Source organism: Candidatus Magnetobacterium casense, from assembly GCF_000714715.1.
GTDB lineage: Bacteria > Nitrospirota > Thermodesulfovibrionia > Thermodesulfovibrionales > Magnetobacteriaceae > Magnetobacterium > Magnetobacterium casense.
In genome coordinates, this window is the sequence record NZ_JMFO01000014.1 from 1 (window position 1) to 22,512 (window position 22,512).

Consider the following 22,512-nt stretch of genomic DNA (forward strand, 5'->3'; position numbering starts at 1 on the left):
GTAAGGTCAATCCCTATGGGGTATACGATCAAGGCGCAAATATAGGCTGGGTAAGTGTTGGTACAGATAACGATACTTCGGAGTTTGCAGTGGAAAGTATCCGCCGCTGGTGGCGTAAAATGGGGTGTGAACATTATCCCAATGCTAAAACACTTCTCATTACTGCTGATTGCGGGGGCAGTAATGGCTATCGTGTCCGTTTGTGGAAGGTTGCACTCCAACGTTTTGCAAACGAAACAGGTTTAAACATATCGGTTTGTCACTTTCCACCGGGAACCAGCAAATGGAATAAAATAGAACATAGAATGTTCTGCCATATAAGCATGAACTGGCGTGGTAAGCCTTTGACAAGCCATGAGATAATCGTAAATCTAATAGGTAGCACCACAACAAATAAGGGTTTAAAGATCAAGGCAGAACTGGATACAACTGCTTACTCAAAGGGAATTAAGGTGTCTGATGAAGAATTTGACAAAGTTAATTTAACTAAGGCTTCATTTCATGGTGAATGGAATTATACTATAGCACCTAATTGTTCAAGTTAATTATGGACAGTTACTAAGGTCTTTCCAATTCATCCCTTTTCCTTGAATATCGTCCTGACGGGCCTTAAGCAGCCTGTCAATGATTTCCTGGTTTTGCGATAAAAGCCAATCCTCAAGCACCTCTTTCGTATTCGCCATCTCAAAAATATTCAAAGGAAAGGAAATCATTATATCTTTCTCATTGGTAATCATACAGCTACACCTCTTTTTTTTGGTTCTTTCGTGTTTCATATGGGTAATTTTTTCGTAATAGTTCAGGTATACAATAGAAATATTGCACTGGAACAAGATATTATGGGGTCAAGGGGACTGGTCCCCTTGCGGGGGAGGTCTGAGGAGGGGGCGGAGCCGCCCTCCTTCTTTTCTTCTCTTTTGTCTTGCGACTACTCGCCGGTGAAGAACCCCTTTACTTTATCGGAAAAGCGCTTCTGCACTTCCTCTCCGTTGATACTTGCAAGCTCCTCCAGTAGTTCACGCTGCCTCTGTGTGAGCTTCTTGGGGACATCTATGGCGATCCTAACGATCTGGTCTCCCCTGTCGTGGCCGCCAATGCGGGAAAGGCCCTCGCCCCTGAGCCTGAACAATTCACCGGATTGCGTGCCCGAATGTATCTTGATGCGCTCGCTGCCCTTAAGCGTGGGAACCTCGACCTCGCCCCCAAGGGCAGCTATCGTATAACTGATCGGGACGTCACAGATGATATGCATCCCCTCTCTCTTGAAGAACGGGTCCTCCTGCACATTGATAAATATATAGAGGTCCCCTGGAGGGCCGCCAAGGCTGCCAAGCTCCCCCTCTGCGGACATCTTCAGCTTTGTGTTGTTATCCACCCCCGCCGGTATCTTGACCGACACCGAACGAGTCCTCTTGACCTTGCCAACCCCACGACACTGATTGCACGGGTCAACAATGATCGTACCTGCACCGTTACACCGACTGCACGTCTTACTTATGGTGAAAAATCCCTGCTGGAAACGCATCTGCCCCGCCCCGTTACACACCGTACATGTAACAGGCTTCTTGCCGTCGGCACTGCCAGTACCCGAACACGCCTGACATGACTCGTGTCGTGGGATGTTTATCGTCTTGTCCGTGCCAAAGGCGGCCTCCTTCAGCGACAACTCCATGTCGTAGCGCAGGTCAGACCCACGCGTGGCACGTTGCCTGCGCTGCCCCCCCCCCGCTGCACTACCGAAGATACCACCAAAAAAATCATCAAAGATATCCGTAAAACCACCGGCAGCAGAAAATCCACCAAAATCCATGCCGCTGCCATCAGCCGTACCAAACCTGTCGTAGTTGGCTCGCTTGTTGGGGTCACTCAGACACGAGTAAGCCTCGTTGATCTCCTTAAACTTCTCCTCCGAGGCCTTGTCTCCAGAGTTTCTGTCGGGATGGTACTTGAGGGCCAGTTGCCTGAACGCCTTTTTTAGTTCATCGGGGGTAGCATTTCTGTCCACCCCCAATACATCGTAATAATCTTTCATAACCTAACGCTTCTTACCTCTGAGGCCACTTCACTTATCCTTCTTTTTATCAACGTCTTCAAATTCGGCCTCAACAACGTCTTCATCAGGTTTGGCTTCTTGCTTGAGATCACTATCAGCGCCATCCGCCCCCTTGGCTGAGGCGTCCTTGTATATGTGTTCGGCAAACTTATGGGAGGCCGTTGTCAGCGCCTCTATGGCAGCCTTCAATTCTTGCGGATCGGAGGTCTTGTCCTTGAGATCCTTGCACCTGCTAAGGGCGCTTTCCACTTCGCTCTTTTCGGAATCGGAGAGCTTGCTGCCGTATTCCTTCAGGGACTTCTCCACCGAATAGACCAGCGTATCGGCTTCGTTCTTGGCCTCTGCCAGTTCCTTCTTTCTCTTGTCTTCCTCGCCGTGCGACTCGGCCTCCCGGATCATCTTTTTGATCTCGGCCTCTGTCAATCCGCTTGAGGCCGTTATCCTGATAGACTGCTCCTTGCCGGTGCCAAGGTCCTTGGCAGAGACATGCAGAATCCCGTTTGCATCAATATCAAAGGTCACCTCTATCTGCGGTATCCCACGCGGTGCCGGAGGAATACCAAGCAACTCAAAGTTGCCCAGGAGTTTGTTGTCTGAGGCCATTTCACGCTCACCCTGAAAGACCTTTATCGTGACGGCCGGTTGGCTGTCCGTGGCCGTTGAAAATACCTGCGATTTCTTTGTAGGGATTGTAGTGTTTCGCTCTATCAGCTTGGTAAATATACCACCGAGGGTCTCAATGCCCAGCGACAGAGGCGTTACATCCAGCAGCAGCACCTCTTTGACATCCCCCTTGAGGACGGCTGCCTGTATGGCGGCACCAACAGCCACGACCTCGTCAGGGTTTACAGTCTTATTAGGCTCCTTGTTAAAGAAACTCTGGACGGTCTGATGTACCTTTGGCGACCTCGTAGAACCACCCACCAGCAACACCTCGTGGATGTCAGAGGTTGACAGTCCTGCATCCCTTAGGGCCAGCTTGCAAGGGTCGATGCTGTTCCTTATGAGGTCATCGGTGAGCTGCTCAAACTTTGCCCTGGAGAGCTTGACGAGCAAGTGTTTTGGACCTGCGGCATCTGCCGTGACAAAGGGCAGGTTGATCTCCGTTTCGGCGGCACTTGAGAGTTCTATCTTTGCCCTCTCTGCGGCCTCCTTCAATCTTTGCAGAGCCATCTTGTCCTTTTTGAGGTCTATACCCTGCTCCTTCCTGAACTCCTCCACCAGCCAGTCCATTATCCTTATGTCAAAGTCATCCCCTCCGAGGTAGGTATCCCCATTGGTAGACTTGACTTCGATGACGCCCTCGCCAATCTCAAGGATGGAGATGTCAAAGGTACCGCCTCCGAGGTCATAGACGGCGACTTTTTCTTCCTTCTTTTTATCAATGCCGTAGGCCAGCGATGCTGCCGTTGGCTCGTTAATTATCCTCAGTACGTTGAGGCCGGCTATTTTTCCGGCGTCTTTTGTGGCCTGTCTTTGGCTGTCATCGAAGTAGGCCGGTACCGTGATCACGGCCTCGGTGACAGGCTCTCCGAGGAAGTCTTCTGCGGCCTGCTTGAGTTTTTGCAGGATCATGGCCGAAATCTCCGGTGGGGAATAGCGTTTGCCACGGCACTCAACGTGGGCATCACTGTTAGCGGCCTCTGCTATCTTATAAGGTAATCTCTTTTTGGCATCCTGTACCTCTTTGGAGTCAAACTTCCTGCCCATCAGTCTTTTGACGGAAAAGACCGTATTTTCAGGGTTTGTTATTGCCTGTCTCTTGGCTATCTGTCCAACGAGTCTCTCACCCTTATCCGTAAAGGCAACAACCGATGGTGTAGTCCTGCTGCCTTCCTGATTGGGTATAACAACGGGTTCCCCCCCCTGCACAACAGCCACACAAGAATTAGTCGTTCCAAGGTCAATGCCTATTGCCTTACCCATTTTCTTCCTCCTTCTTTATCTCTGTGTTTATCAACTTGATTATCTTTTGGGTTATCATTATAAAAAACCTTCATTTGCGTATTTCTCAGGTTTTTTTGGAGACCTTCACCAGCGAAGCCCTCAACACCCTCTCCTTGAACATATATCCTTTTCTGAACTCCTCCAGCACCGTCCTGTCATCGACGTCGTTGGCCTCGGTCTCTGCCATTGCCTCGTGAAATGCCGGGTCAAATGGTCTGCCCTTTGCCTCGATCTCAACCACGCCGTATCGGCTGAGGGCCTTTTTGAACTCCTTGAGGGTCAGCTCCACTCCTGTGGACAACGATGCAGCCGTGGAGTTTGAGGCGTGACTCAATGCCGCCTCGAGGTTGTCTATAACCGGCAAGAGGTCACCCACCAGAGGCTCCATGCCATACTTGAGGATGTCCTCTTTTTCTCTTTGCACACGCTTTTTATAATTATCAAACTCCGCGTAAAGTCTCATATACTTGTCTTTTGTTTCGGCCATCTGTTCCTTTATCTTTTCCAGTTCAGCCTTATCGGGTTGTCCCTCTGGCTGCCCCTGCTCGACCACCACGGTATCAGCGACCTCTGGTGGTGTAACTGCGTTATCTCCTTGTACTTTATCTCCCTGTTGTTCATTGATGTTGTGTTCGTCCATGTTTGTATCTACGCTCCTGTCATCTGCCCTGCAAGTGATTGGAAAGAAACCTGGCAGATGTATCAACAATCGAGATGGCGTTTGCATAGTCCATTCTCTGCGGGCCTATGAGGCCAAGCACACCAAAGGGCCTGCCCTTGTCACAAAAAGTTGACGCCACCAGGCTTAACTCCTCGGTATCGAGAAAGGATTCGGTGCCTATGTAGACCTGCACGCCCTCACTTTCCATCATCTTATCGAGCAGTTTTATGATTTTTTGTTTATCGTCAACCGCCTTTGAAAGTTCTTTTATCTTCTGTATATCGCAGAAATCCGGCAAATCCATAAGAGCGCTTATGCCCGATATAAAGACGTCCAGATTGCAGGGATATATCGCGTTCTTGCACAGATTCAGTGCCACCGCAATGAGGTCGTCCCTCATGGCCATCTCCTGGTAGACGATGTCAAGGAGGGCATTGCGGATATCGCCAAGCGTGCAGCCCTTGAACTGTGAGTTCAGATATGCGGCCATCTGTATGAGGTCGCCCTGCGTCAGGCCGTCCCTGCTTTCAACCGTCTTGTGCTTGACGACCCCTTCTTCGGTCAGCAGCAAGACAACGACAACGTTGTCCCTGACAACGGAGAAGTCTATTTTTTTCAGGATGCACTTTTCCATGGTCGAAGACAGGGTCACAACCAGGTAGCGCGAGTACTCGGAAAGCATCCGGGTGACGGAGTCGAGCAGGTCGTTGAGGTCTCCCATAGAGTAGAGGTTTTGTGTGGCAAGCAGTGCAAGCAGGTCGTCGTTGGCACTGACGCTGCTGCCGCGGAGTTCCTCCACGAACAGTCTGTAGCCCTTATCGGTTGGCATTCTTCCGGAGGAGGCGTGCGGCTGACTGAGGTACCCCATCTCTTCCAGATCGGACATGGTGTTTCTGATCGTGGCAGGGGATATACCCAAGCCGTACTTTTTGCTTATGTACCTCGAGCCAACCGGAGCCGCCGACTGTATATAGCTCTGTATGACGGCTATCAGTATCTTTTTTGTTCTCTCATCCATTTGATTAAAGACGTTTGAGGTAATCCTTAAATAAACTACAAATCTTTTATGCTAAACTGTTTTTCTATATTATTTTCAGCGCATGTTTTAATATCTTCAGGTGGAACATTCTTGAAGATATCTTTTGCATTTTTATCTGGCAAGCCAATTATATTAATGGCACTTGTCACCTGTACTGCTGTCTTTCTGTTCTAAATTACAGATTGTTGGTAATATTTGCTCAGAGAACTTCCAGAACACGGGAGGCTCACCTGAAACGGCTTTGTAGTACTTAACAACATGGGAGCAAATGGAATTCCTTGATTCCAGGATGCACTCTTCACTGATAACTGATATACCTCCGCCTCCGCTTGTGTTCTTGAATGCATTCCGATGAAACCGCCCTTTTTTATTATCAAAAAAGATTCTTTGTATGACTCTGATATAATTCCCCATAAATAGCCTCTAAATTTATTTAACATGTCTATTGCACTATCCCATGACAATCCTTCCAAATAACATACCTCTGTGTTATCGTCTTCTCTAAGATATGTTATAGAGTTATCGGGTTCTATTGTAAATTCTAAATAATATTTATCATGGTAAAGAGTAAGAGCGATACCACCATTTAATCCCGGGAAGGCATCAGTATCATGAAACCCCAAGTTTCCGGCTTTGTTATTTAAAGAAATGGCCCTCTCTATAATCCCTTCGTCAATAGGCGATCCTTCTTCATAATGCCAACCTTCCTTTAAGTCTTTGAATGATAATATCTTATCTTGCGTTACATTTGCATAACTTAATACAAGACGCTTATTATATTCATCCCTCAACTGTCTGTTTGAACACGGCATTGCCAATATCCTCCATTGTCAAGATATTTGTTTCTGTCTTACTTTCTAAATGCTGTATTATTTTCGTTAAGTTTTCTGCTAAGGTCTTTGCAACTGTAAAGGTTGTATTTAAGGTCAATATATCCTTCCCTTGCAGTTTAAGAATAATACCAACATCTCCGACAGTCATAAATGTCTCAAATCCATTAAAGTATAGAGAGTCTACACTCGCTCCGATTACTTTTCCAAGCTGCTCCTTATATTCGTTGTCTTCCATAGTCATCTTAAATATCCTCGTAATAACTGTTTAAAACAGCCAAATTAATACCATACTTCCATATTCTAAAGGATACTACATTTGTTCTATTCTTGTCAAGTTTGCCCTATGTCAGCAGTGGTACCCCTCCTTTCTTCATTTCCTCCGCTCATTAATAAATCCACACCAAAACTTAACCACAAGCCTACGAAAGATGGGGTCAAGGGGACTGGTCCCCTTGCGTAGGGGTCTGAGGGGGAGCAGAGCTCCCCCTTCTATTCTTAGTACATATCTCCCATGCCGCCCATGCCTGGGTGTCCTCCACCGTGTGGCATCTTTTCTTCTTTATCCGGCAGCTCTGTGATCATCACCGAGGTTGTGAGCATTAGTGCCGATACCGATGCGGCGTTCTGTAGGGCGCACCTGGTGACCTTTGTGGGGTCGATTATGCCGGCCTGAATCATATCGACAAAGACCTCGTTCTGTGCGTCAAAGCCGTAGTTGACATCGGTTGATGCCTTTACCTTCTCTATGACGGTGGCGCTTTCCAGACCCGTGTTGTATACGATCTGTCTAATAGGCTCTTCGAGGGCCTTCTTGACGATGTTGGCGCCGATCTTGAGGTCGCCTTCGAGGTTGAGTTCGTCTATGGCCGAGATGCAGCGCAGGAGCGTCACGCCGCCACCTGGGACGATACCTTCCTCAACGGCTGCCCTTGTGGCATGGAGGGCGTCTTCCACCCTGGCCTTCTTTTCCTTCATTTCGGTCTCTGTTGCAGCACCGACGTTTATGACCGCCACGCCGCCAACCAGTTTGGCAAGCCTCTCCTGGAGCTTCTCTCTATCGTAATCGGAGGTGGTCTCCTCTATCTGTGTCTTTATCTGCTTGACCCTGCCCTGAATCTTTGCGGTATCGCCTCCGCCATCGACGATGGTCGTGTTGTCCTTGTCAACGGTGACCTTCTTTGCCCTTCCGAGGTCTGCCATCTTGACGTTTTCGAGCTTCATGCCCAGGTCGTCAGATATTACGGTACCACCGGTCAGTACTGCTATGTCCTCAAGCATGGCCTTTCTTCTTTCGCCAAATCCCGGGGCCTTTACGGCGCTGACGTGCAGAGTTCCGCGCAGCTTGTTGACCACGAGGGTTGCAAGGGCCTCGCCCTCGATGTCCTCGGCGATTATCAGCAGCGGTTTGCCCATCTTTGCGATCTGCTCCAAGAGTGGGAGGAGGTCTTTCATGCTGGAAATTTTCTTGTCGTGCAGCAGTATATGCACGTCATCCTGGACACACTCCATACGCTCGGAATCGGTTACGAAGTAGGGAGAGATGTATCCCCTGTCAAACTGCATTCCTTCGACGACCTCCAGGGAGGTGACCATGCTCTTGGCCTCTTCAACGGTGATGACGCCGTCCTTGCCGACCTTGTCCATGGCCTCGGCGATGAGGTTGCCCACGGAGGGGTCGTTGTTGGCCGAAATTGTGCCAACCTGTTCGATCTCTTTCTTATCGACGACAGGCTTGCTCAGGCTCTTGAGTTTGGCGACGACGGCTTCGACGGCCTTTTCGACGCCACGCTTGAGATCCATGGCGTTGGCGCCTGCTACGACGTTTTTGATACCCTCTCTGTAGATGGCGTGTCCCAGTACCGTGGCGGTTGTGGTGCCGTCTCCGGCGGTATCAGATGTCTTGGAGGCGACTTCCTTAAGGAGTTGTGCGCCCATGTTCTGATAGGGGTCTTTTAGTTCGATCTCTTTTGCCACCGTTACGCCGTCTTTGGTGATGGTGGGGGAGCCGAATTTTTTGTCGATGATAACATTTCTGCCCTTAGGGCCAAGGGTTGCCTTGACGGCGTTGTTTAGAATCGATATCCCCTCTAATATTTCCCTACGTGCGGCCTCATCAAAGGCCAGTTGTTTTGCAGCCATTTATATCCTCCTTTTATTGCCAGTGCGGCTCGCACCTTATTCAATAATTCCCAGAATGTCTTCTTCTTTGACGATCAGATAATCTGTACCGTCGATATTAACCTTTGAGCCTGAGTACTTGTCAAACAGTACTTCATCGCCGACCTTGAGTTCCTTGACTTCAGAGCCAACGGCCTCGACCTTTCCCCTTTGTGGTTTTTCCTTGGCCGTATCGGGGACGTAGAGTCCGCCGGCAGTCATGGCCATTTCTTCCTTGTAGCTGACAAACACCCGCTCTTTCAGAGGTTTGAATTTCATATACATTATCTCCTTTCGATTTACTGTTGTTAGCACTCACCATCAACGAGTGCTGATAATAATTTGACACATCCACCATACTTTCTGCAACGTCCATTTTGGCCGGATAACGGTGGTTGTCTGGCGTGAACTAAAATATTCAGCTTTTATCTATTGATGTCGTATTATTACTCAATTACTTATATTAAGTCACAATGGACAAAAAAATGGGCGCATCTGCCCCTTCGTGCCTATACTCATCCTTGTTCTATTACACTAAACTAAATGGTATATAGCACAACCAACTCCCCTCAGACAAAACGCCTCTGTACCCCTTAAGGATTACCGATGACTTGGCAGGTTCTCATAGCATTTCCAATAAGAACCACTGGCACAATGCTTCATATCTCTCTATAGTTTCCTCTTTTAAAATCACTGACGGCTACCTCGGAGATATCTTTCAGTCTGCCAGACCTTACGTCTTGCTCGAATTGTCTGTCCCAAATCTCAGCGTCGAGTTCTTCAATCCAATCCCTTAGTCTGGCAAAATCGTCCTCAGATAAGTCCGTTATTGCTTTTTCGATCTCTTTTAACGTTACCATTTAACACCTCCTCCTGTGTAAAGATTCTTGTACCCATACTGTTAATCCTCCTTTTTTTGATCTTATTATAGCACTATCAACCACGCTCAGGCAAAACGCTCCAGGAGGGGCAGCGCCCCCCGGCTCAATGTGCTCTTGGCCCTTCAGCTCCCCACAATGGGAGGGGTGAGGCACTCCGGCCACAACGAAGTCCCCTTGACGCACCGTAAAAATGCCACGCGTTTTGCATTTAATCCAATCGAAATGTGCTATAATAAAGCAAGCGGTAAAAAGAATCGGGAGGAAGAAATGAGTAACAGCAGGGCATTGTTGCATGAGTTAGTGGAAGAGCTATCAGAGCCGGATACAGAGATCGCAGAGAGATTTATCACCTTTCTGATAACCGAGCACAGCAATAAGAGTCCGCTTGTCTTAGAGCTGCTTGATGAATCTGAGTTGAGAGAGGAATTTTTAGAGGCAGTTGAAGAGGCAGAACGGGAGATTGAATCTTGTGATGTTAAGACGTGGGAGGAATTTAAAGCAGAAATAGGTCTATGAAGGCAATTATTACCCCATCGGCACAAAAAGACATATCAAAGCTTGCCCCTGTAATAAGAAAACGGATAGCAGAAACTATAGATCAAATAGAAAAAACCTCAAAGCAAATAAAATCGCAGCAATTGAAGAGTAAACCGTTAAGGTACAAAGTCCGTGTCGGCAATTGGCGTATTATTCTGTCGATAGACCATAAAGCGGATATAACGTATATTCTCAAGGTAGAACATCGAAAGGATGTATATCGATAAAAGGTCTACGCTAAAAAAGCATAGTGAAATCCATTTTAGGGAGGGGGGTGATCTATTTAGAGCACAGCACAACCAACCCCACTCAGACAAAACACCCCTGCTGCCCCTACCAGGTTCTTTCCATTCCCCTGACAACGTGGTACCACTTGCCGTTGATCTTCTGCCACAGGTCTTCCATCTCAAAGACATTTTCGCCTTCTGGGAACTTAAATCCCGTCATCTGCGGCCACGTGGAGGTGATCTTCATCTTCACCGGGGTGAGACCCTCAATGGCGCTTCCCTCCTGGCCTATCTCCAGGATTTCGTATTCCTTAACCGGCATTTTACCGCCTTGATTGCTAAAATAGTTGTTCTTTGCAGATTCGCGTAGTTTTTCGTCTTCATACGTTGACATGCGTTCAAAGTTCCACGTCTCCACGAATTTTCCTTGTTTTTTAAGGTCATAAAAGTGTTTTATCGTTTCTGATAAGTCACCACCTGGTTCTATCTTAACGTTATGGGAACATGAAGTAACAGACAACAGAAGATAAAGTGCGAACAAAACCAGCAACGAACCTTTTAACCTAAGTTTACGCATACGACACCCCTGTGCTTAAAATGGATATGGTTATAAAAAAACATAAGGGGCCTTTCGGCCCCTTATACAAATACCCTGAAACAGTGTTTACTGGATTTTGCAAATTCCGTAGCAAGAGTTGTAATATGTGGTACCACCTGCGACTATTGTCACTGTATTGCTTGCTGCACAAACCTGACCAGATGTCGGAGGAGCCCATCCACAATATGCCGTGGTAGGTGACTTGTAACCGGCAATATCAGTAGAGTACTTATTACCAAGGACTCCGATTTCAGGAGACACTGGTGTGTAGTTGTCCGAGCTCAGAACAGAATTATTTGCGTGCTCTGCTGCAACACCAAACTGTGAAACAGCTGTAGGCACAACACTGCCTGTCGTGTAGGTATACTGAGTCATGTAGGTATTAGCAGGGTCGCTCCAATACACAGGCGTACCTAAGCCTGACCATGGACCCCAGTTGGTAGCAGGAGTATCGTAGTAGTTACCAAAGTCTGTTACCGTTTGCAGCACTGGATTTGCGCTTGCGTTGATTGCTGTACCAAGCGAGAAGCCGTAGGTGATGTTTGTAACAGATATGTTCTTGGACTCAGAGATCAGAGGATAGATATCTGCAAATCCGCCGGCGCCTTCTGTATAGGAGAAGCCAAACACAGGAGCTGAAACAATCAAGCGTGCCTCACCTGCCGTTGAGTTAATAACTATATCGGTACCTGCATTGTTTCCAAAAGGAATCCTTGCAACCTCAGGGAAATCAATAATCGTTGAGAGGGGATTCTCAGCGTCATCGTATGCGTTGGCATCGATATGTCTGTAGTATGCAGGGAATGCAACTTGCTGTCCTACTCTCGGTGTGGTATCCAGGCCGGAGCTTGAAGCCGGTGCTACGAGCACGAGGCTGGAAGTGATTCCGGTGGTTACGTTATAACGTGCCCAATAGCGTCCGAAAGCCGAACCCATTGCAGGATATGTCTTTTGGCTCAGGTCACAAATAACTCTCCATCTTCCGGCGTTGCCGGCAGGAGTTCCAAACGGTATAAAGATGTTCTCCGTTAACATTAACTCCCAGAAGCCTATGGTTGCGCGTGAGGCATCTTGCCTGCCAAACGTTGCGCCTATCGCACCGTCCATGTTTGCATCACATACTGTGCGCTGGTTTGGACGAGGAACCGTATTAAGCCACTGCTCACGGTTGGCTTCAGCGACCACTCCGGAAGCGGCGTTATCGATTCCGATGTTTACGTATCCCTGCAACATTGCGCCGTTTAAAGCAAATGCGCTGGTTGTTCCGTTGAGGTAGGCCGTCCTGATATGCAGAACGTCAGGGAACTCAAGCGTTGGTTGGCTCGAGCTAACAGGAACGCCCGTGTACCTTAATACTACTGAGAGATATCCCTTCATGAAACCATCTGATCCAACCGGAACTCCACTTATTGTAAGGCCGGTCAAAGGAATACCGATTGCAGGTGCTGCACCCAGAAACGTAGCAGGTACGCTGTACGGCATTATGTTAACTGATCCGGCTGCGGTGCTTGAGATTATAACACCGGTGTTATCGTTTGGTGTTAAGGGCATCTGCCAGTCTGCCAAGTGAACGCTGTTCTCATCAAACAGAATAAGATCTACCCAGTAGGCAGCCGCATTATTTGTATTTTGGATGTTGACCAATGTCCGCCAACTGGTATTTGTCTGCCAGTATGCATAACCGGCGCCACCAGGCATGTTGTCTAACTGAGACGTTGCTGCTTGAGCAAGGCTGAATCCAGCAAACACTACTACTAAAAGCAACAACAACACTAAAAACTTACTTTTCATTTAACTCAATACCTCCTTATTGCTTTTGTACAGATAAACTGCACATTTTGTTCTAATCGATAAGTCAACATAACTTGTCAAGCTACCTGTTACCTCAACTAATATACTACTATCACCCCCTTTGAATATAAGTATGGAGTCTTCTCCATCCTGTTATTTTTAGTGGAATTTAACCCATCTTGTTGCTGGCCATCTTGTCTCTGGCCATCCAGTCTCTGGCCATATAATCCCTGGCCTAACATCTTCCAGTAATTCTCAACCTGATTATAACCACTAAAATAATCCTTTGTCAAGTCTTTTTTTATAAGCATAAACCAAACGTCTATCTGTTATAACAAAACACTAAATATTCTGTCAAGCATAATTTTCAGGATATCTCATTTCTACAAAAAAACTGCCCAAAACCATTTGCTCGGCTGTTGTTACTTCACCGTATACTATCAACATACCTCCTTAATTTTAGCTTCTGTGTACAAGACATCACATTGCCATTAATGCAAGATACAGGCCATGTGGTTTAATCTCAAAAACTATAAGAAAACTGAATCCATGAAGCCTGCAGGCTGTATTGATATCGACACATATAGTAGTTATTTTTCAATACCGGAACCTGAAAAAAACTTAAGAATACTGCACAACACCCACTGCAAGGTAGCGCCAAGATATTGTCATATTATGTTACACTATAAATAAACGATATATGTAATGAGGTGATACATTATGATCAGAACTTCGGTAACTCTACCAGAGGAGCTAATAGAGGAGGTAAGGCAATACTCTGACAATTTCAGTAGCTTTGTAGCCATTGCACTAAGACAACACATAAGGAGAAAGAAAATAGAGCTGGCCATGCAGAGCTTCGGCAAATGGACAGACAGAGAGCGTGAAAGCGTAGATATCGTAAACGAATTACGTAAAGACAGGGATTATGGAAGCAGTTTTGATTGATACAGACATTGCAATTGATTACCTGAGAGGTTTACCCTATGCAAAGAAGTTTGTTGAATATTTATGGTTAAATGATTCGGCATTTTTGAGCGTAATATCGATTTATGAACTACTTGCAGGGATGAAAGAGAACGAAAAAATTGCAACGGAGAGTTTCATTAGCGCGTGCAGTACAAACATAGTTACAGCAGAGATAGCTGTAAGGGCTGGAGAACTGTATCGACATTATAGAACTAAGGGGGTAACGCTTACAACTACAGACTGTTTAATCTATGCTACCGCTATTGTACGGGGTTACAAGATAGCAACAAGAAATACAAAACATTATCCAGATGGCGACATTATCATACCGGTAGATAAATAATTGCCAATAGCTATCTACTGCATAGCTCCCCTCTACTACCGCTATTGTCAATATAGAGGGGTACCCATCTGTCTGCCACCGATGGCTTACATCTTGCCCAATATCGAAAGCACCATATCTCCGGGGTTGGTACTTTCAAGTAACTGACGACTTTTAATCTCCCGCATGTCCCGCAAGGTATACTTAAAGGCAAGCTGCTTGCTTTTTACACTATTGGGCATCTTTAACACCGGATTGCCCACATACAACACCACCTGCTCCAGCCCCCTGCCGTAATGCAAGGATAGCCACGCATAATTCCTCAACATCCTTAAAGCCATGTCCTTGTCGTTGACCAGTTGAAACTCTATCTGAAAAAGCCGGCCATTCGATATCTCCGCCAACAGATCAGGCTGCTTTAATTTCATATCAGGCTGTTTCAATTTCATAAGTCCAAGCCTCCATATACAATTTATTGCTTCCGTAATTATAGCAGATTTCGATTTGATAAATACAAGCCCCATATCACTTATATGGGTTCAAGGGGGCTGGCCCTCTTGCAGGGGGTTCTAAAGGGGCCAGGAGCGTCCTGGAGCGAAAAAGAAACGGAGCCGCCCCTTTCTTCTCTTTCGAAACGCGCTATAATCCGGCCAGGGCTTTCTTGCTAGCCGGACCGAGGACGGTAATGGCCTTCTTGCCAGAGCCGACAAAGGCATCAACTATCTCCCGGACGTCCTTGAGCGTGATGGCCTCTATGCCTCGAATGATTTCATCTGGACTGTAGTATTTTTGATAGTATATCTCCTGACGCGCAATGTTGTGCATCCGCGCCGAAGAAGACTCCAGATGCAACAGGGTATTGCCCTTGAGCTGATTCTTAGCCCGTGCAAGCTCTGCCTCGGTGATGGTGTCCCGCAGAGCAGCCATCTCCTTCAACACAACCTCTATGACCTCGACGTACTTCTTCCTGCTCGATGCAGCGGATACACCAAAGACACCCGTGTCGTGGTAGGAAGACAGATACGAATATATGCTGTAGACCAACCCCCTGTTCTCCCTGATCTCCTGAAACAGCCGAGAACTGATGCCGGAGCCAAATATCGTGTTCAGCAAAAGAAATGGATAGCGTTGCACGGAGTCCTGCTTGATGCCCTCGGTGCCGATGCATATATGCACCTCCGTGTGGTCTTTTTCGTAGACGTTGAGGCCGTGCGTAAACGACGGTCTCTGCAACGGCTCATCGGAGGCTTGCCCCTTAGACCGGAGCTGACCGAGGGTGGCATTAAACAGGTCGTACATCTGAGCAAAGTCTATGTTGCCGCTGCAGGAGATGATTATATTGCCCGTGCCGTAGTGGTCGCCGATGTACCTGAGCAGATCGTCGCGCTTAAAGGACGTGACGTTATCCACGCTGCCCAGGATTGGCAGGCCAAGCGTATTCATTCCCCAGATGTCCTCGTAAAAGAGGTCGTGGATGTAGTCCTCTGGGGTGTCTTCGAGCATGTTTATCTCTTCGGTGATGATCTCACGCTCCTTGGCTATGTCATTGTCGTTTAACAGGGAATTCAGAAATATGTCCGATAGTATCTCCACGCCTTCTGTGATGTTGTCCCGGAGGAGTTTGACGTAAAACGTGGTGCTCTCTCGTGAGGTAAAGGCGTTGATGTCCCCGCCCAGCGAGTCGATCTCTATGGCGATGTCCTTTTGGGTGCGACTCTTGGTGCCCTTGAAAAACATGTGCTCGATAAAGTGTGATATCCCGCTGTTGTCAGGCGACTCATACCGTCCACCAACCTTGACCCATATGCCGGCAGCCACCGACCTAACTCCCGCTATCTGCTCCATAACCAACGGAATGCCGTTTTGAAGATACTCCTTCCTGTACATTGCCACTCCTTTTAAATTATACGCTATCTCTATATTATAGTCCGCAATTAATAGTCTGTCTATGAGGCCAAACAAAAAGGGATAATTTGCTTATCCCCTTGTTATTATCCGTACAGCGCCGGAGCGCAGCGTTCAATGCCGTCCAACCACCGCCTGACGTTTTTGTGCTTAACTGGTCTTTTGAGTGTCCTTTAGGGCCTCTTTTCTGCTTAACTTGATCTTTCCGCTCCTGTCTATGTCTATGACCTTGACCATGACCTCGTCGCCCTCGCTTAACTCATCAGTGACCTTGTTGACGCGCTTGTCGGATATCTGCGATATATGCAGCAGGCCATCCGTACCCGGAAGTATTTCGACAAAGGCACCAAAGTCCATGATCTTCTTCACCTTACCCGTGTATATGCGATCGATCTCCGGCTCGGCCACAATGCCCTCGATTATCCCCTTTGCCCGGTTGAGCGATGGCCCGTCATTTGAGGCAATTGTCACCAGACCTTCGTCGTTAATGTCTATCTTAACGCCGGTTTCCTCGATGATGCCCTTGATGATCTTGCCGCCGGTACCGATGACGTCCTTGATCTTCTCCGCCTTGATCTTCATCTGGAATATTCTCGGTGCATTTGGAGACAGGGCAGCACGTGGGGTCTCTATCGTTTGGGTAATCTTACCCAGGATATGCAGCCTGCCCTCTTTGGCCCTCTGCAGGGCGTCAACCAGGACACTCGTGCTGACCCCCCTGATCTTGACGTCCATCTGAAATGCCGTTATCCCCGTAGCAGTACCCGATACCTTGAAGTCCATGTCTCCGAGGTGGTCTTCCAGGCCCAGGATGTCTGTCAACACCACAATCCTGTCGCCTTCCTTGATAAGGCCCATCGCAATGCCGGCAACAGGCTTCCTTATCGGTACCCCGCCATCCATCAGCGCCAGCGTTGCTCCACACACCGATGCCATCGATGACGAGCCGTTGGACTCAAGGATGTCCGACACTACCCTGATTGTGTACGGAAAGTCATCCGGGGACGGTACCACGGGTTTGATCGAACGCTCGGCCAGGGCGCCGTGACCTATCTCCCGCCTGCCGGGGGATTTTAGCGGCTTGACCTCTCCAACGCTAAATGGTGGGAAGTTGTAGTGCAGCATAAAGGTCTTGTATCTGTCGCCCTCCAGGGAGTCTATCTTCTGTTCATCCGACGACGTACCGAGCGTCACCGCCACCAACGCCTGCGTCTCACCTCGTATGAACAAGGCAGAACCATGCGTACGCGGCAATATCCCTACGATACAATGGATATCCCTGATCTCATCAGGACGACGGCCATCCGCACGGACGTTTTCATTGAGGATCAGGTTTCTGATAAGCTCTTTCTCCAGCTCCTCAAAGTATTTTGAAATTGCCTTGACCTTCTTGTCGTCATCATCGGACAAGGCCTTGATTGCGTCATCCAGGATGGCATCAAGTACCTTTTGCCTCTTGAGCTTGCCGGGGATGCTGACGGCCTCTTTCATACGTTCGATGACGAACTGCCTTACGGATTCAGCGAGTGCCTCGTCGGTTTGAATCGGGGCTACCTCACGTTTTGGCTTGCCAACGAGCTTTCTGAGTTCGTTCTGTGTTTCAACGATCCGTTTGATCTCCTGATGAGCACGGTCTATGGCCGCCAACATCACTTCCTCGGAGACCTCTATGGCCCCGCCCTCAACCATGATGACCGCATCGTCCGTACCCGCCACAACCAGAACCATGTCCAGTTTGGGGTCATCCATCTGTTCAAGGTCGGGGTTTATGACCAGTTCGCCGTCTATCCTGCCGATTCTCACAGCAGCCACCGGCCCGTCAAAGGGGATGTCAGATATCGTTAGGGCCGCCGACATGGCCGTGATACCCATCACGTCGGATATGTTCTCTTCACCGTAGGAGAGCACCGATACAACCCCCTGAGTCTCCGAATGAAACCCATCCGGAAACAACGGTCTGATAGGTCTGTCTATCAGACGGGAGGTGAGGATCTCTTTTTCGGACGGCCTGCCCTCTCTCTTGAGGAATCCGCCGGGAATTTTACCGGCGGCATATGCCTTTTCCTGGTAATCGACGGTCAGGGGGAAGAAGTCCTTCCCTTCCATCACCCGTTTATCGGACACCGCCGTTGCCAACACGACCGTATCGCCATATTTGGCAACGATGGCCCCATCGGACTGCTTCGCCATGAGGCCCGTTTCCAGAATCAGTTGTTTATCGTTAACCGTAAGCTCTACTCTTGTTACCTCTGTTGAAATCAATCTAAACCTCTACTTTCTGATGCCCAACCGCTCAATCACCAGCTTGTAACGTCCATTGTCTGTGATCTTTAGGTATTCAAGAAGCTTTCTCCTTCTTGCAACGACCTTCAAAAGACCTCTCCGAGAGTGGTGGTCTTTCTTATGAACCTTGAAATGATCCGACAAATAACCTATCCTATCACTCAAAAGCGCAATCTGCACCTCTGGAGAACCCGTATCTCTCTCATGAATCCTATAATCCACAATCAATTTATTTTTAGTCTCTTTCGTTTGAGACACTATATCACCCCTTCCTTTCTTTTATTTAGGTGTAAACTACCACCCGTCTAACATTAACATATAAAATATAAAAGTGTAAAGAGTAAAAAGTAAAGAGTTCATAAAAATTTCATGGGTACAAGTACATAATTACGGGGTCAAGGGGGCCGTGACCCCTTGCAAGGGGGGCTGAGGGGGGACAGAGTCCCCCATTTTTTTCTTTATCTTCTTTTGGCTATGAAGTTTTTTATTCTGTCGATACCGCTCTGCAACACATCGATGGGTGAGGTGTAGGTCAGGCGGACGTGGTGGAGTGTAGTGTTTTTGCCAAAATCGACGCCCGGCGTAATGGCCACGTGCCCTCTCTGCAGAAGCGCCTGTGCAAAGGCAACGCTATCAGCGTACATCCCGGCGCCAGGTGAGTTTCCATTGCCCGTGACGTACCTTGAGATGTCGGCCCAAACGTAGAACGCCCCATCGGGGAGCACCGGAAGATCAAACAGCCCCCGGAGGCCATCGTAGAGGAAGTCCCTTCTGTGTGCAAAAGTCTTGTTGATGTTTGCCAGCCAGGCATAGTCAAATGCCTCACAGGCAGCATACTGTGCAATGGTATTGGCGGCTATAAAGATGCTGCTGATGACGATCTCCGCCCTCCGTACCCAATCCTCCGGCACGATCATCCACCCGATCCGAAAGCCGGGCATACAGAACGACTTTGAAAAGCCGTTGATCACGATGACGTTGTCGGAGAACTCCAGGGCGGTGTGTTCGGTGGCCCCGTAGACCAGGCCGTGGTATATTTCGTCGGAGATGAAGGTGACGCCTATGTCGTTGCAGTGTTGGATGAGGGCCTTGAGGTTGTCCGTGTCGTAGAGTCTGCCCGTGGGATTAGCCGGGGAGGAGATGAGCAGTGCCCTGATGTCACTTGTCTGTCGCAGGGCATCCGGTGTAAGCTCAAACGAGGTGTCCTTGTTTACCGGTATGAATGTTGGTGTTATATCGAGGTAGTGTGCAAAGTTCTTGTAGCACGGGTATGAGGGGTCAGGCAGGCAAAGGACATCCCCGGCGTTGAGGGCAATGCCCAGCGCTACCAGAAAAGCCCCCGATGTCCCCGGTGTAACGATTACCCTGTCGGGGGAGACGTCCACGCCGTATTTGTTGTTGTAGTGTTGAGCGATCTTCTCACGGAGTTCTTTGAGGCCCAGTGCCGGTGTGTAGGCGTAACGGTTGTCTGTCATGGCCCTCTGTACGCCCTCCAAGACTGCCGGCGGAGGGGGCAGGTCAGGTTCTCCCAGCTCCATATGCACCGTGTCAGGGAACTGTCGTGCCTGCCGTGCTATGTCCATCGCCATAAATGGAGCTATATCATCCAGCCTATTTAGCATATCAGGATATTATGATAATGTATTGCTGCAAATTCTTGCAAGGAAGAAAGAAGAAGACCGGCAATCCTACTCTGCACTATCCTCCAGGAACTCCTTCAACTCATCAACCGTCCGTGAGTTCTTTATCAACCTCTTAAACGCCTCCATCTTTTCGATGGACGTAATTTTTTTCACAGAAGGCATGATCTCCAACCCAACAGCGCCATATTTTATATCCAGCATCCCTTCTATTCCCTCAACCAAGCCCTTCTGCCTTCCCTCAACCAAACCCTTACGTTTTCCCTCGACCACCCCCTTGCGGGTACCTTCCAAATAAAGTGCATCTTTGCTTAAATCAATTGTTACCGGCATACTGTTTACCTCCTTTTTTACTATATCGGATAACCCTCTAAGTCTCGACAGGTTGAGCAACTCCAATATATACGTGCTCCTGTCACCTGCCTCCAAATGGGATGACCTTGACAATACCTCCCTCGTTGTACCAACGACATCTTCCGTATTGCACAGTATGGACAACTTTACATCGCTCAGGTTGTCACTTGCCAAGAGTTCGGAACTTTTAATATCCCTGATGTCTCTTACACGGTACCCAAACTTTAACCTCTTAAACTTGAGTCCCTTACCCATCTTCAACCTTTCATCACCAACATAGAGCAGCATCTGTTCAGGGGGCCTTTTGCAATGTTGGGAGATCATGCTGAAGTAATCGAGCATCCTCCAATCCATATTGCCGTCATTGGATGACTGTATCTCAAAGTGCCATAAGGAATTATCGGGAAGGTCCATTAACAGATCAGGCTGCCTGTACCTGACCGAAGGAAACTGTACGTCAAGGAACTTCGCATCCCCGGAACCTGTGAGCATCCTGAAAAAACGCTCGGGAACCTCCTTCAGGATAGACTTTAACGTAATATCATACTCTTGTGCCATAAACTGTTCCTCCCGTGTCTGAACATATCAGCCGTATGTAGCTTTACATCAATGCCATTTATGACCCTGCACTATCCTCCAGGAACTCCTTCAACTCATCAACCGTCCGTGAGTTCTTTATCAACCTCTTAAACGCCTCCATCTTTTCGATGGACGTAATTTTTTTCACAGAAGGCATGATCTCCAACCCAACAGCACCATATTTTATATCCAGCATCCCTTCTATTCCCTCAACCAAGCCCTTCTGCCTTCCCTCAACCAAGCCCTGCTGCCTTCCCTCAACCAAGCCCTTACGTTTTCCCTCGACCACCCCCTTGCGAGTACCTTCCAAATAAAGTGCATCTTTGCTTAAATCAATTGTTACCGGCATACTGTTTACCTCCTTTTTTACTATATCGGATAACCCTCTAAGTCTCGACAGGTTGAGCAACTCCAATATATACGTGCTCCTGTCACCTGCCTCCAAATGGGATGACCTTGACAATACCTCCCTCGTTGTACCAACGACATCTTCCGTATTGCACAGTATGGACAACTTTACATCGCTCAGGTTGTCACTTGCCAAGAGTTCGGAACTTTTAATATCCCTGATGTCTCTTACACGGTACCCAAACTTTAACCTCTTAAACTTGAGTCCCTTACCCATCTTCAACCTTTCATCACCAACATAGAGTAGCATCTGTTCAGGGGGCCTTTTGCAATGTTGAGAGATCATGCTGAAGTAATCGAGCATCCTCCAATCCATATTGCTGTCATTGGATGACTGTATCTCAAAGTGCCATAAGGAATTATCGGGAAGGTCCATTAACAAATCAGGCTGCCTGTACCTGACCGAAGGAAACTGTACGTCAAGGAACTTCGCATCCTCAAAACCCGTGAGCATATTGAAGAAACGCTTTGGGACATCCTTCAGGATAGACTTTAACGTAATATCATACTCTTGTGTCATAAACTGTTCCTCCCGTGTCTGAACATATCAGCCTATCATTAATTATAGCAGATTTGAATCGACGTATAAAAATTCTCAAATGCAAGTGCCCTACCTTTGCTTCTTTATTTTATTTATTGCCCCCTGACAATTATGATATAATTACTGAAGTATGGATACATTAGCAAAGGAGTACGTGGTGTCGTTCTATGACAACACCCTCAGACTACATGGAGACAGACCTGAGGCCCTGAGGTGGACGTCACAGGGACAGATGCTCCACTACGAAGGACTCGTTGCCACGGATGACATCATAGCAGGCAGTGTGCTCGACTATGGTTGCGGCAAGGGCGACCTCTATCAGTTCCTGCGGCAAAAGGGCTACCACATCCAGTACACGGGCATGGACATAAACCCGCGGTTGATAACAAAGGCAAAAAAAATCACCCCGAAGCCAGATTCATGGTCTTTGATACAGAGGAGACCGAACTCACAGAGGACTTCGACTACATCTTCCTGTGCGGTGTCTTTAATCTCAAGGTTGAGGGGATTGAGCAGACAATAAAAAACGTCTTGAGGCGCCTCTTTAAGCACTGTCGCAAGACCCTCGTATTCAACGCCCTGTCGGCACACAATCCGGTAAAGAGCTACGAGCTGTCCTACGTCTACCCTGAAACCCTTGTCAACTTTGCCATGTCAGAGCTTTCACCCTACATCACACTACGACATGACAGACTGCCGTATGATTTTTTCCTGTTTATACACAAACGGTAACAGCGCATAAACCTAGCCACACCACTTTTTTTCTTCTCAATCTGACGTTTGTTCT

The 22,512-nt window shown here is 48.0% G+C and carries 27 protein-coding genes; 7 read left to right on the forward strand and 20 right to left on the reverse strand.

What is annotated here, in order from left to right:
• On the forward strand, positions 1 to 545 hold a 545-nt coding region (locus Mcas_RS08760), incomplete at its 5' end, for an ISAzo13 family transposase (protein ID WP_040335161.1).
• Here the strand turns inward: Mcas_RS08760 and Mcas_RS08765 are convergent.
• The 11 genes from Mcas_RS08765 to Mcas_RS08810 form a co-directional block, all read right to left on the reverse strand.
• On the reverse strand, positions 546 to 737 hold the full coding sequence (locus Mcas_RS08765) for a hypothetical protein (protein WP_040335162.1): 192 nt from the start codon (positions 735 to 737) through the stop codon (positions 546 to 548).
• Between the two features lie 191 nt (positions 738 to 928).
• Entirely contained in the window at positions 929 to 2,032 is a 1,104-nt protein-coding gene (gene dnaJ / locus Mcas_RS08770; protein ID WP_040335163.1) for a molecular chaperone DnaJ, read from the reverse strand.
• 30 nt (positions 2,033 to 2,062) lie between these two features.
• Positions 2,063 to 3,979: a molecular chaperone DnaK gene (gene dnaK, locus Mcas_RS08775; protein WP_040335164.1), complete on the reverse strand. Its 1,917-nt coding sequence runs from the start codon at positions 3,977 to 3,979 to the stop codon at positions 2,063 to 2,065.
• Between the two features lie 85 nt (positions 3,980 to 4,064).
• Positions 4,065 to 4,640 carry a nucleotide exchange factor GrpE gene (gene grpE / locus Mcas_RS08780; RefSeq protein WP_052567068.1) on the reverse strand — a complete coding sequence of 192 codons (576 nt, stop codon included), beginning with the start codon at positions 4,638 to 4,640 and terminating at the stop codon, positions 4,065 to 4,067.
• A gap of 19 nt (positions 4,641 to 4,659) precedes the next feature.
• The gene (gene hrcA / locus Mcas_RS08785; RefSeq protein ID WP_040335165.1) at positions 4,660 to 5,679 is read right to left on the reverse strand and encodes a heat-inducible transcriptional repressor HrcA; all 1,020 of its coding nucleotides are present in this window, start codon (positions 5,677 to 5,679) and stop codon (positions 4,660 to 4,662) included.
• A gap of 35 nt (positions 5,680 to 5,714) precedes the next feature.
• The gene (locus Mcas_RS18975) at positions 5,715 to 5,849 is read right to left on the reverse strand and encodes a hypothetical protein (RefSeq protein WP_268748994.1); all 135 of its coding nucleotides are present in this window, start codon (positions 5,847 to 5,849) and stop codon (positions 5,715 to 5,717) included.
• Between the two features lie 21 nt (positions 5,850 to 5,870).
• Positions 5,871 to 6,512, reverse strand: a complete 642-nt coding sequence (locus Mcas_RS08790; RefSeq protein ID WP_156033283.1) for a hypothetical protein — start codon at positions 6,510 to 6,512, stop codon at positions 5,871 to 5,873.
• On the reverse strand, positions 6,481 to 6,768 hold the full coding sequence (locus Mcas_RS08795) for a hypothetical protein (RefSeq protein ID WP_156033284.1): 288 nt from the start codon (positions 6,766 to 6,768) through the stop codon (positions 6,481 to 6,483). The genes Mcas_RS08790 and Mcas_RS08795 overlap by 32 nt, the downstream gene beginning before the upstream one ends.
• Before the next feature lie 260 nt (positions 6,769 to 7,028).
• A complete protein-coding gene (gene groL / locus Mcas_RS08800) occupies positions 7,029 to 8,672 on the reverse strand; it encodes a chaperonin GroEL (RefSeq protein ID WP_040335168.1) in 1,644 nt (547 codons plus the stop codon).
• Positions 8,673 to 8,708: 36 nt separating this feature from the next.
• Positions 8,709 to 8,969 carry a co-chaperone GroES gene (locus Mcas_RS08805; RefSeq protein ID WP_040335169.1) on the reverse strand — a complete coding sequence of 87 codons (261 nt, stop codon included), beginning with the start codon at positions 8,967 to 8,969 and terminating at the stop codon, positions 8,709 to 8,711.
• 380 nt (positions 8,970 to 9,349) lie between these two features.
• The gene (locus tag Mcas_RS08810; protein WP_040335170.1) at positions 9,350 to 9,550 is read right to left on the reverse strand and encodes a hypothetical protein; all 201 of its coding nucleotides are present in this window, start codon (positions 9,548 to 9,550) and stop codon (positions 9,350 to 9,352) included.
• A 288-nt stretch (positions 9,551 to 9,838) separates the two neighbouring features.
• Here Mcas_RS08810 and Mcas_RS18140 point away from each other — a divergent pair, with 288 nt between their 5' ends.
• Both Mcas_RS18140 and Mcas_RS19210 read left to right on the forward strand, forming a co-directional pair.
• Entirely contained in the window at positions 9,839 to 10,087 is a 249-nt protein-coding gene (locus tag Mcas_RS18140) for a hypothetical protein (RefSeq protein WP_156033285.1), read from the forward strand.
• Positions 10,084 to 10,335 (forward strand): type II toxin-antitoxin system RelE family toxin, encoded by a 252-nt coding sequence (locus tag Mcas_RS19210; RefSeq protein WP_040335172.1) that lies wholly within the window; start codon positions 10,084 to 10,086, stop codon positions 10,333 to 10,335. Before Mcas_RS18140 ends, Mcas_RS19210 begins: the two co-directional genes overlap by 4 nt.
• A 106-nt stretch (positions 10,336 to 10,441) precedes the next feature.
• On the opposite strand, the gene Mcas_RS08825 is transcribed toward Mcas_RS19210, so the two are convergent.
• Both Mcas_RS08825 and Mcas_RS08830 read right to left on the reverse strand, forming a co-directional pair.
• Entirely contained in the window at positions 10,442 to 10,912 is a 471-nt protein-coding gene (locus Mcas_RS08825) for a hypothetical protein (RefSeq protein WP_040335173.1), read from the reverse strand.
• Positions 10,913 to 10,999: 87 nt separating this feature from the next.
• Complete coding sequence (locus Mcas_RS08830) at positions 11,000 to 12,724, reverse strand: hypothetical protein (RefSeq protein ID WP_040335174.1); 1,725 nt, start codon at positions 12,722 to 12,724, stop codon at positions 11,000 to 11,002.
• 720 nt (positions 12,725 to 13,444) lie between these two features.
• Between Mcas_RS08830 and Mcas_RS08840 the strand changes: the two genes are divergently transcribed.
• Positions 13,445 to 13,672, forward strand: coding sequence for a type II toxin-antitoxin system CcdA family antitoxin (locus Mcas_RS08840; RefSeq protein WP_040335176.1), 228 nt, complete (start codon positions 13,445 to 13,447; stop codon positions 13,670 to 13,672).
• Complete coding sequence (locus Mcas_RS08845; RefSeq protein WP_052567069.1) at positions 13,653 to 14,036, forward strand: type II toxin-antitoxin system VapC family toxin; 384 nt, start codon at positions 13,653 to 13,655, stop codon at positions 14,034 to 14,036. Before Mcas_RS08840 ends, Mcas_RS08845 begins: the two co-directional genes overlap by 20 nt.
• Before the next feature lie 86 nt (positions 14,037 to 14,122).
• Here Mcas_RS08845 and Mcas_RS08850 read toward each other — a convergent pair whose 3' ends face one another.
• The 7 genes from Mcas_RS08850 to Mcas_RS08880 form a co-directional block, all read right to left on the reverse strand.
• Positions 14,123 to 14,464: an RpnC/YadD family protein gene (locus Mcas_RS08850; RefSeq protein ID WP_156033286.1), complete on the reverse strand. Its 342-nt coding sequence runs from the start codon at positions 14,462 to 14,464 to the stop codon at positions 14,123 to 14,125.
• Between the two features lie 190 nt (positions 14,465 to 14,654).
• Positions 14,655 to 15,902: a M16 family metallopeptidase gene (locus tag Mcas_RS08855; protein WP_040335178.1), complete on the reverse strand. Its 1,248-nt coding sequence runs from the start codon at positions 15,900 to 15,902 to the stop codon at positions 14,655 to 14,657.
• A 168-nt stretch (positions 15,903 to 16,070) separates the two neighbouring features.
• A complete protein-coding gene (pnp, locus tag Mcas_RS08860) occupies positions 16,071 to 18,182 on the reverse strand; it encodes a polyribonucleotide nucleotidyltransferase (RefSeq protein ID WP_235203359.1) in 2,112 nt (703 codons plus the stop codon).
• Between the two features lie 9 nt (positions 18,183 to 18,191).
• Positions 18,192 to 18,461 carry a 30S ribosomal protein S15 gene (gene rpsO, locus Mcas_RS08865; RefSeq protein ID WP_040335179.1) on the reverse strand — a complete coding sequence of 90 codons (270 nt, stop codon included), beginning with the start codon at positions 18,459 to 18,461 and terminating at the stop codon, positions 18,192 to 18,194.
• A 200-nt stretch (positions 18,462 to 18,661) separates the two neighbouring features.
• A complete protein-coding gene (locus Mcas_RS08870) occupies positions 18,662 to 19,792 on the reverse strand; it encodes a pyridoxal phosphate-dependent aminotransferase (RefSeq protein ID WP_200873668.1) in 1,131 nt (376 codons plus the stop codon).
• Positions 19,793 to 19,891: 99 nt separating this feature from the next.
• Positions 19,892 to 20,755 carry an RpnC/YadD family protein gene (locus tag Mcas_RS08875; RefSeq protein WP_040335181.1) on the reverse strand — a complete coding sequence of 288 codons (864 nt, stop codon included), beginning with the start codon at positions 20,753 to 20,755 and terminating at the stop codon, positions 19,892 to 19,894.
• A 58-nt stretch (positions 20,756 to 20,813) separates the two neighbouring features.
• Positions 20,814 to 21,704 (reverse strand): RpnC/YadD family protein, encoded by an 891-nt coding sequence (locus Mcas_RS08880; protein ID WP_040335182.1) that lies wholly within the window; start codon positions 21,702 to 21,704, stop codon positions 20,814 to 20,816.
• A 151-nt stretch (positions 21,705 to 21,855) separates the two neighbouring features.
• Here Mcas_RS08880 and Mcas_RS17630 point away from each other — a divergent pair, with 151 nt between their 5' ends.
• Both Mcas_RS17630 and Mcas_RS17635 read left to right on the forward strand, forming a co-directional pair.
• On the forward strand, positions 21,856 to 22,248 hold the full coding sequence (locus Mcas_RS17630) for a methyltransferase domain-containing protein (RefSeq protein WP_081853734.1): 393 nt from the start codon (positions 21,856 to 21,858) through the stop codon (positions 22,246 to 22,248).
• 8 nt (positions 22,249 to 22,256) lie between these two features.
• The gene (locus Mcas_RS17635; protein ID WP_081853735.1) at positions 22,257 to 22,457 is read left to right on the forward strand and encodes a hypothetical protein; all 201 of its coding nucleotides are present in this window, start codon (positions 22,257 to 22,259) and stop codon (positions 22,455 to 22,457) included.
• Positions 22,458 to 22,512: the final 55 nt, after the last annotated feature.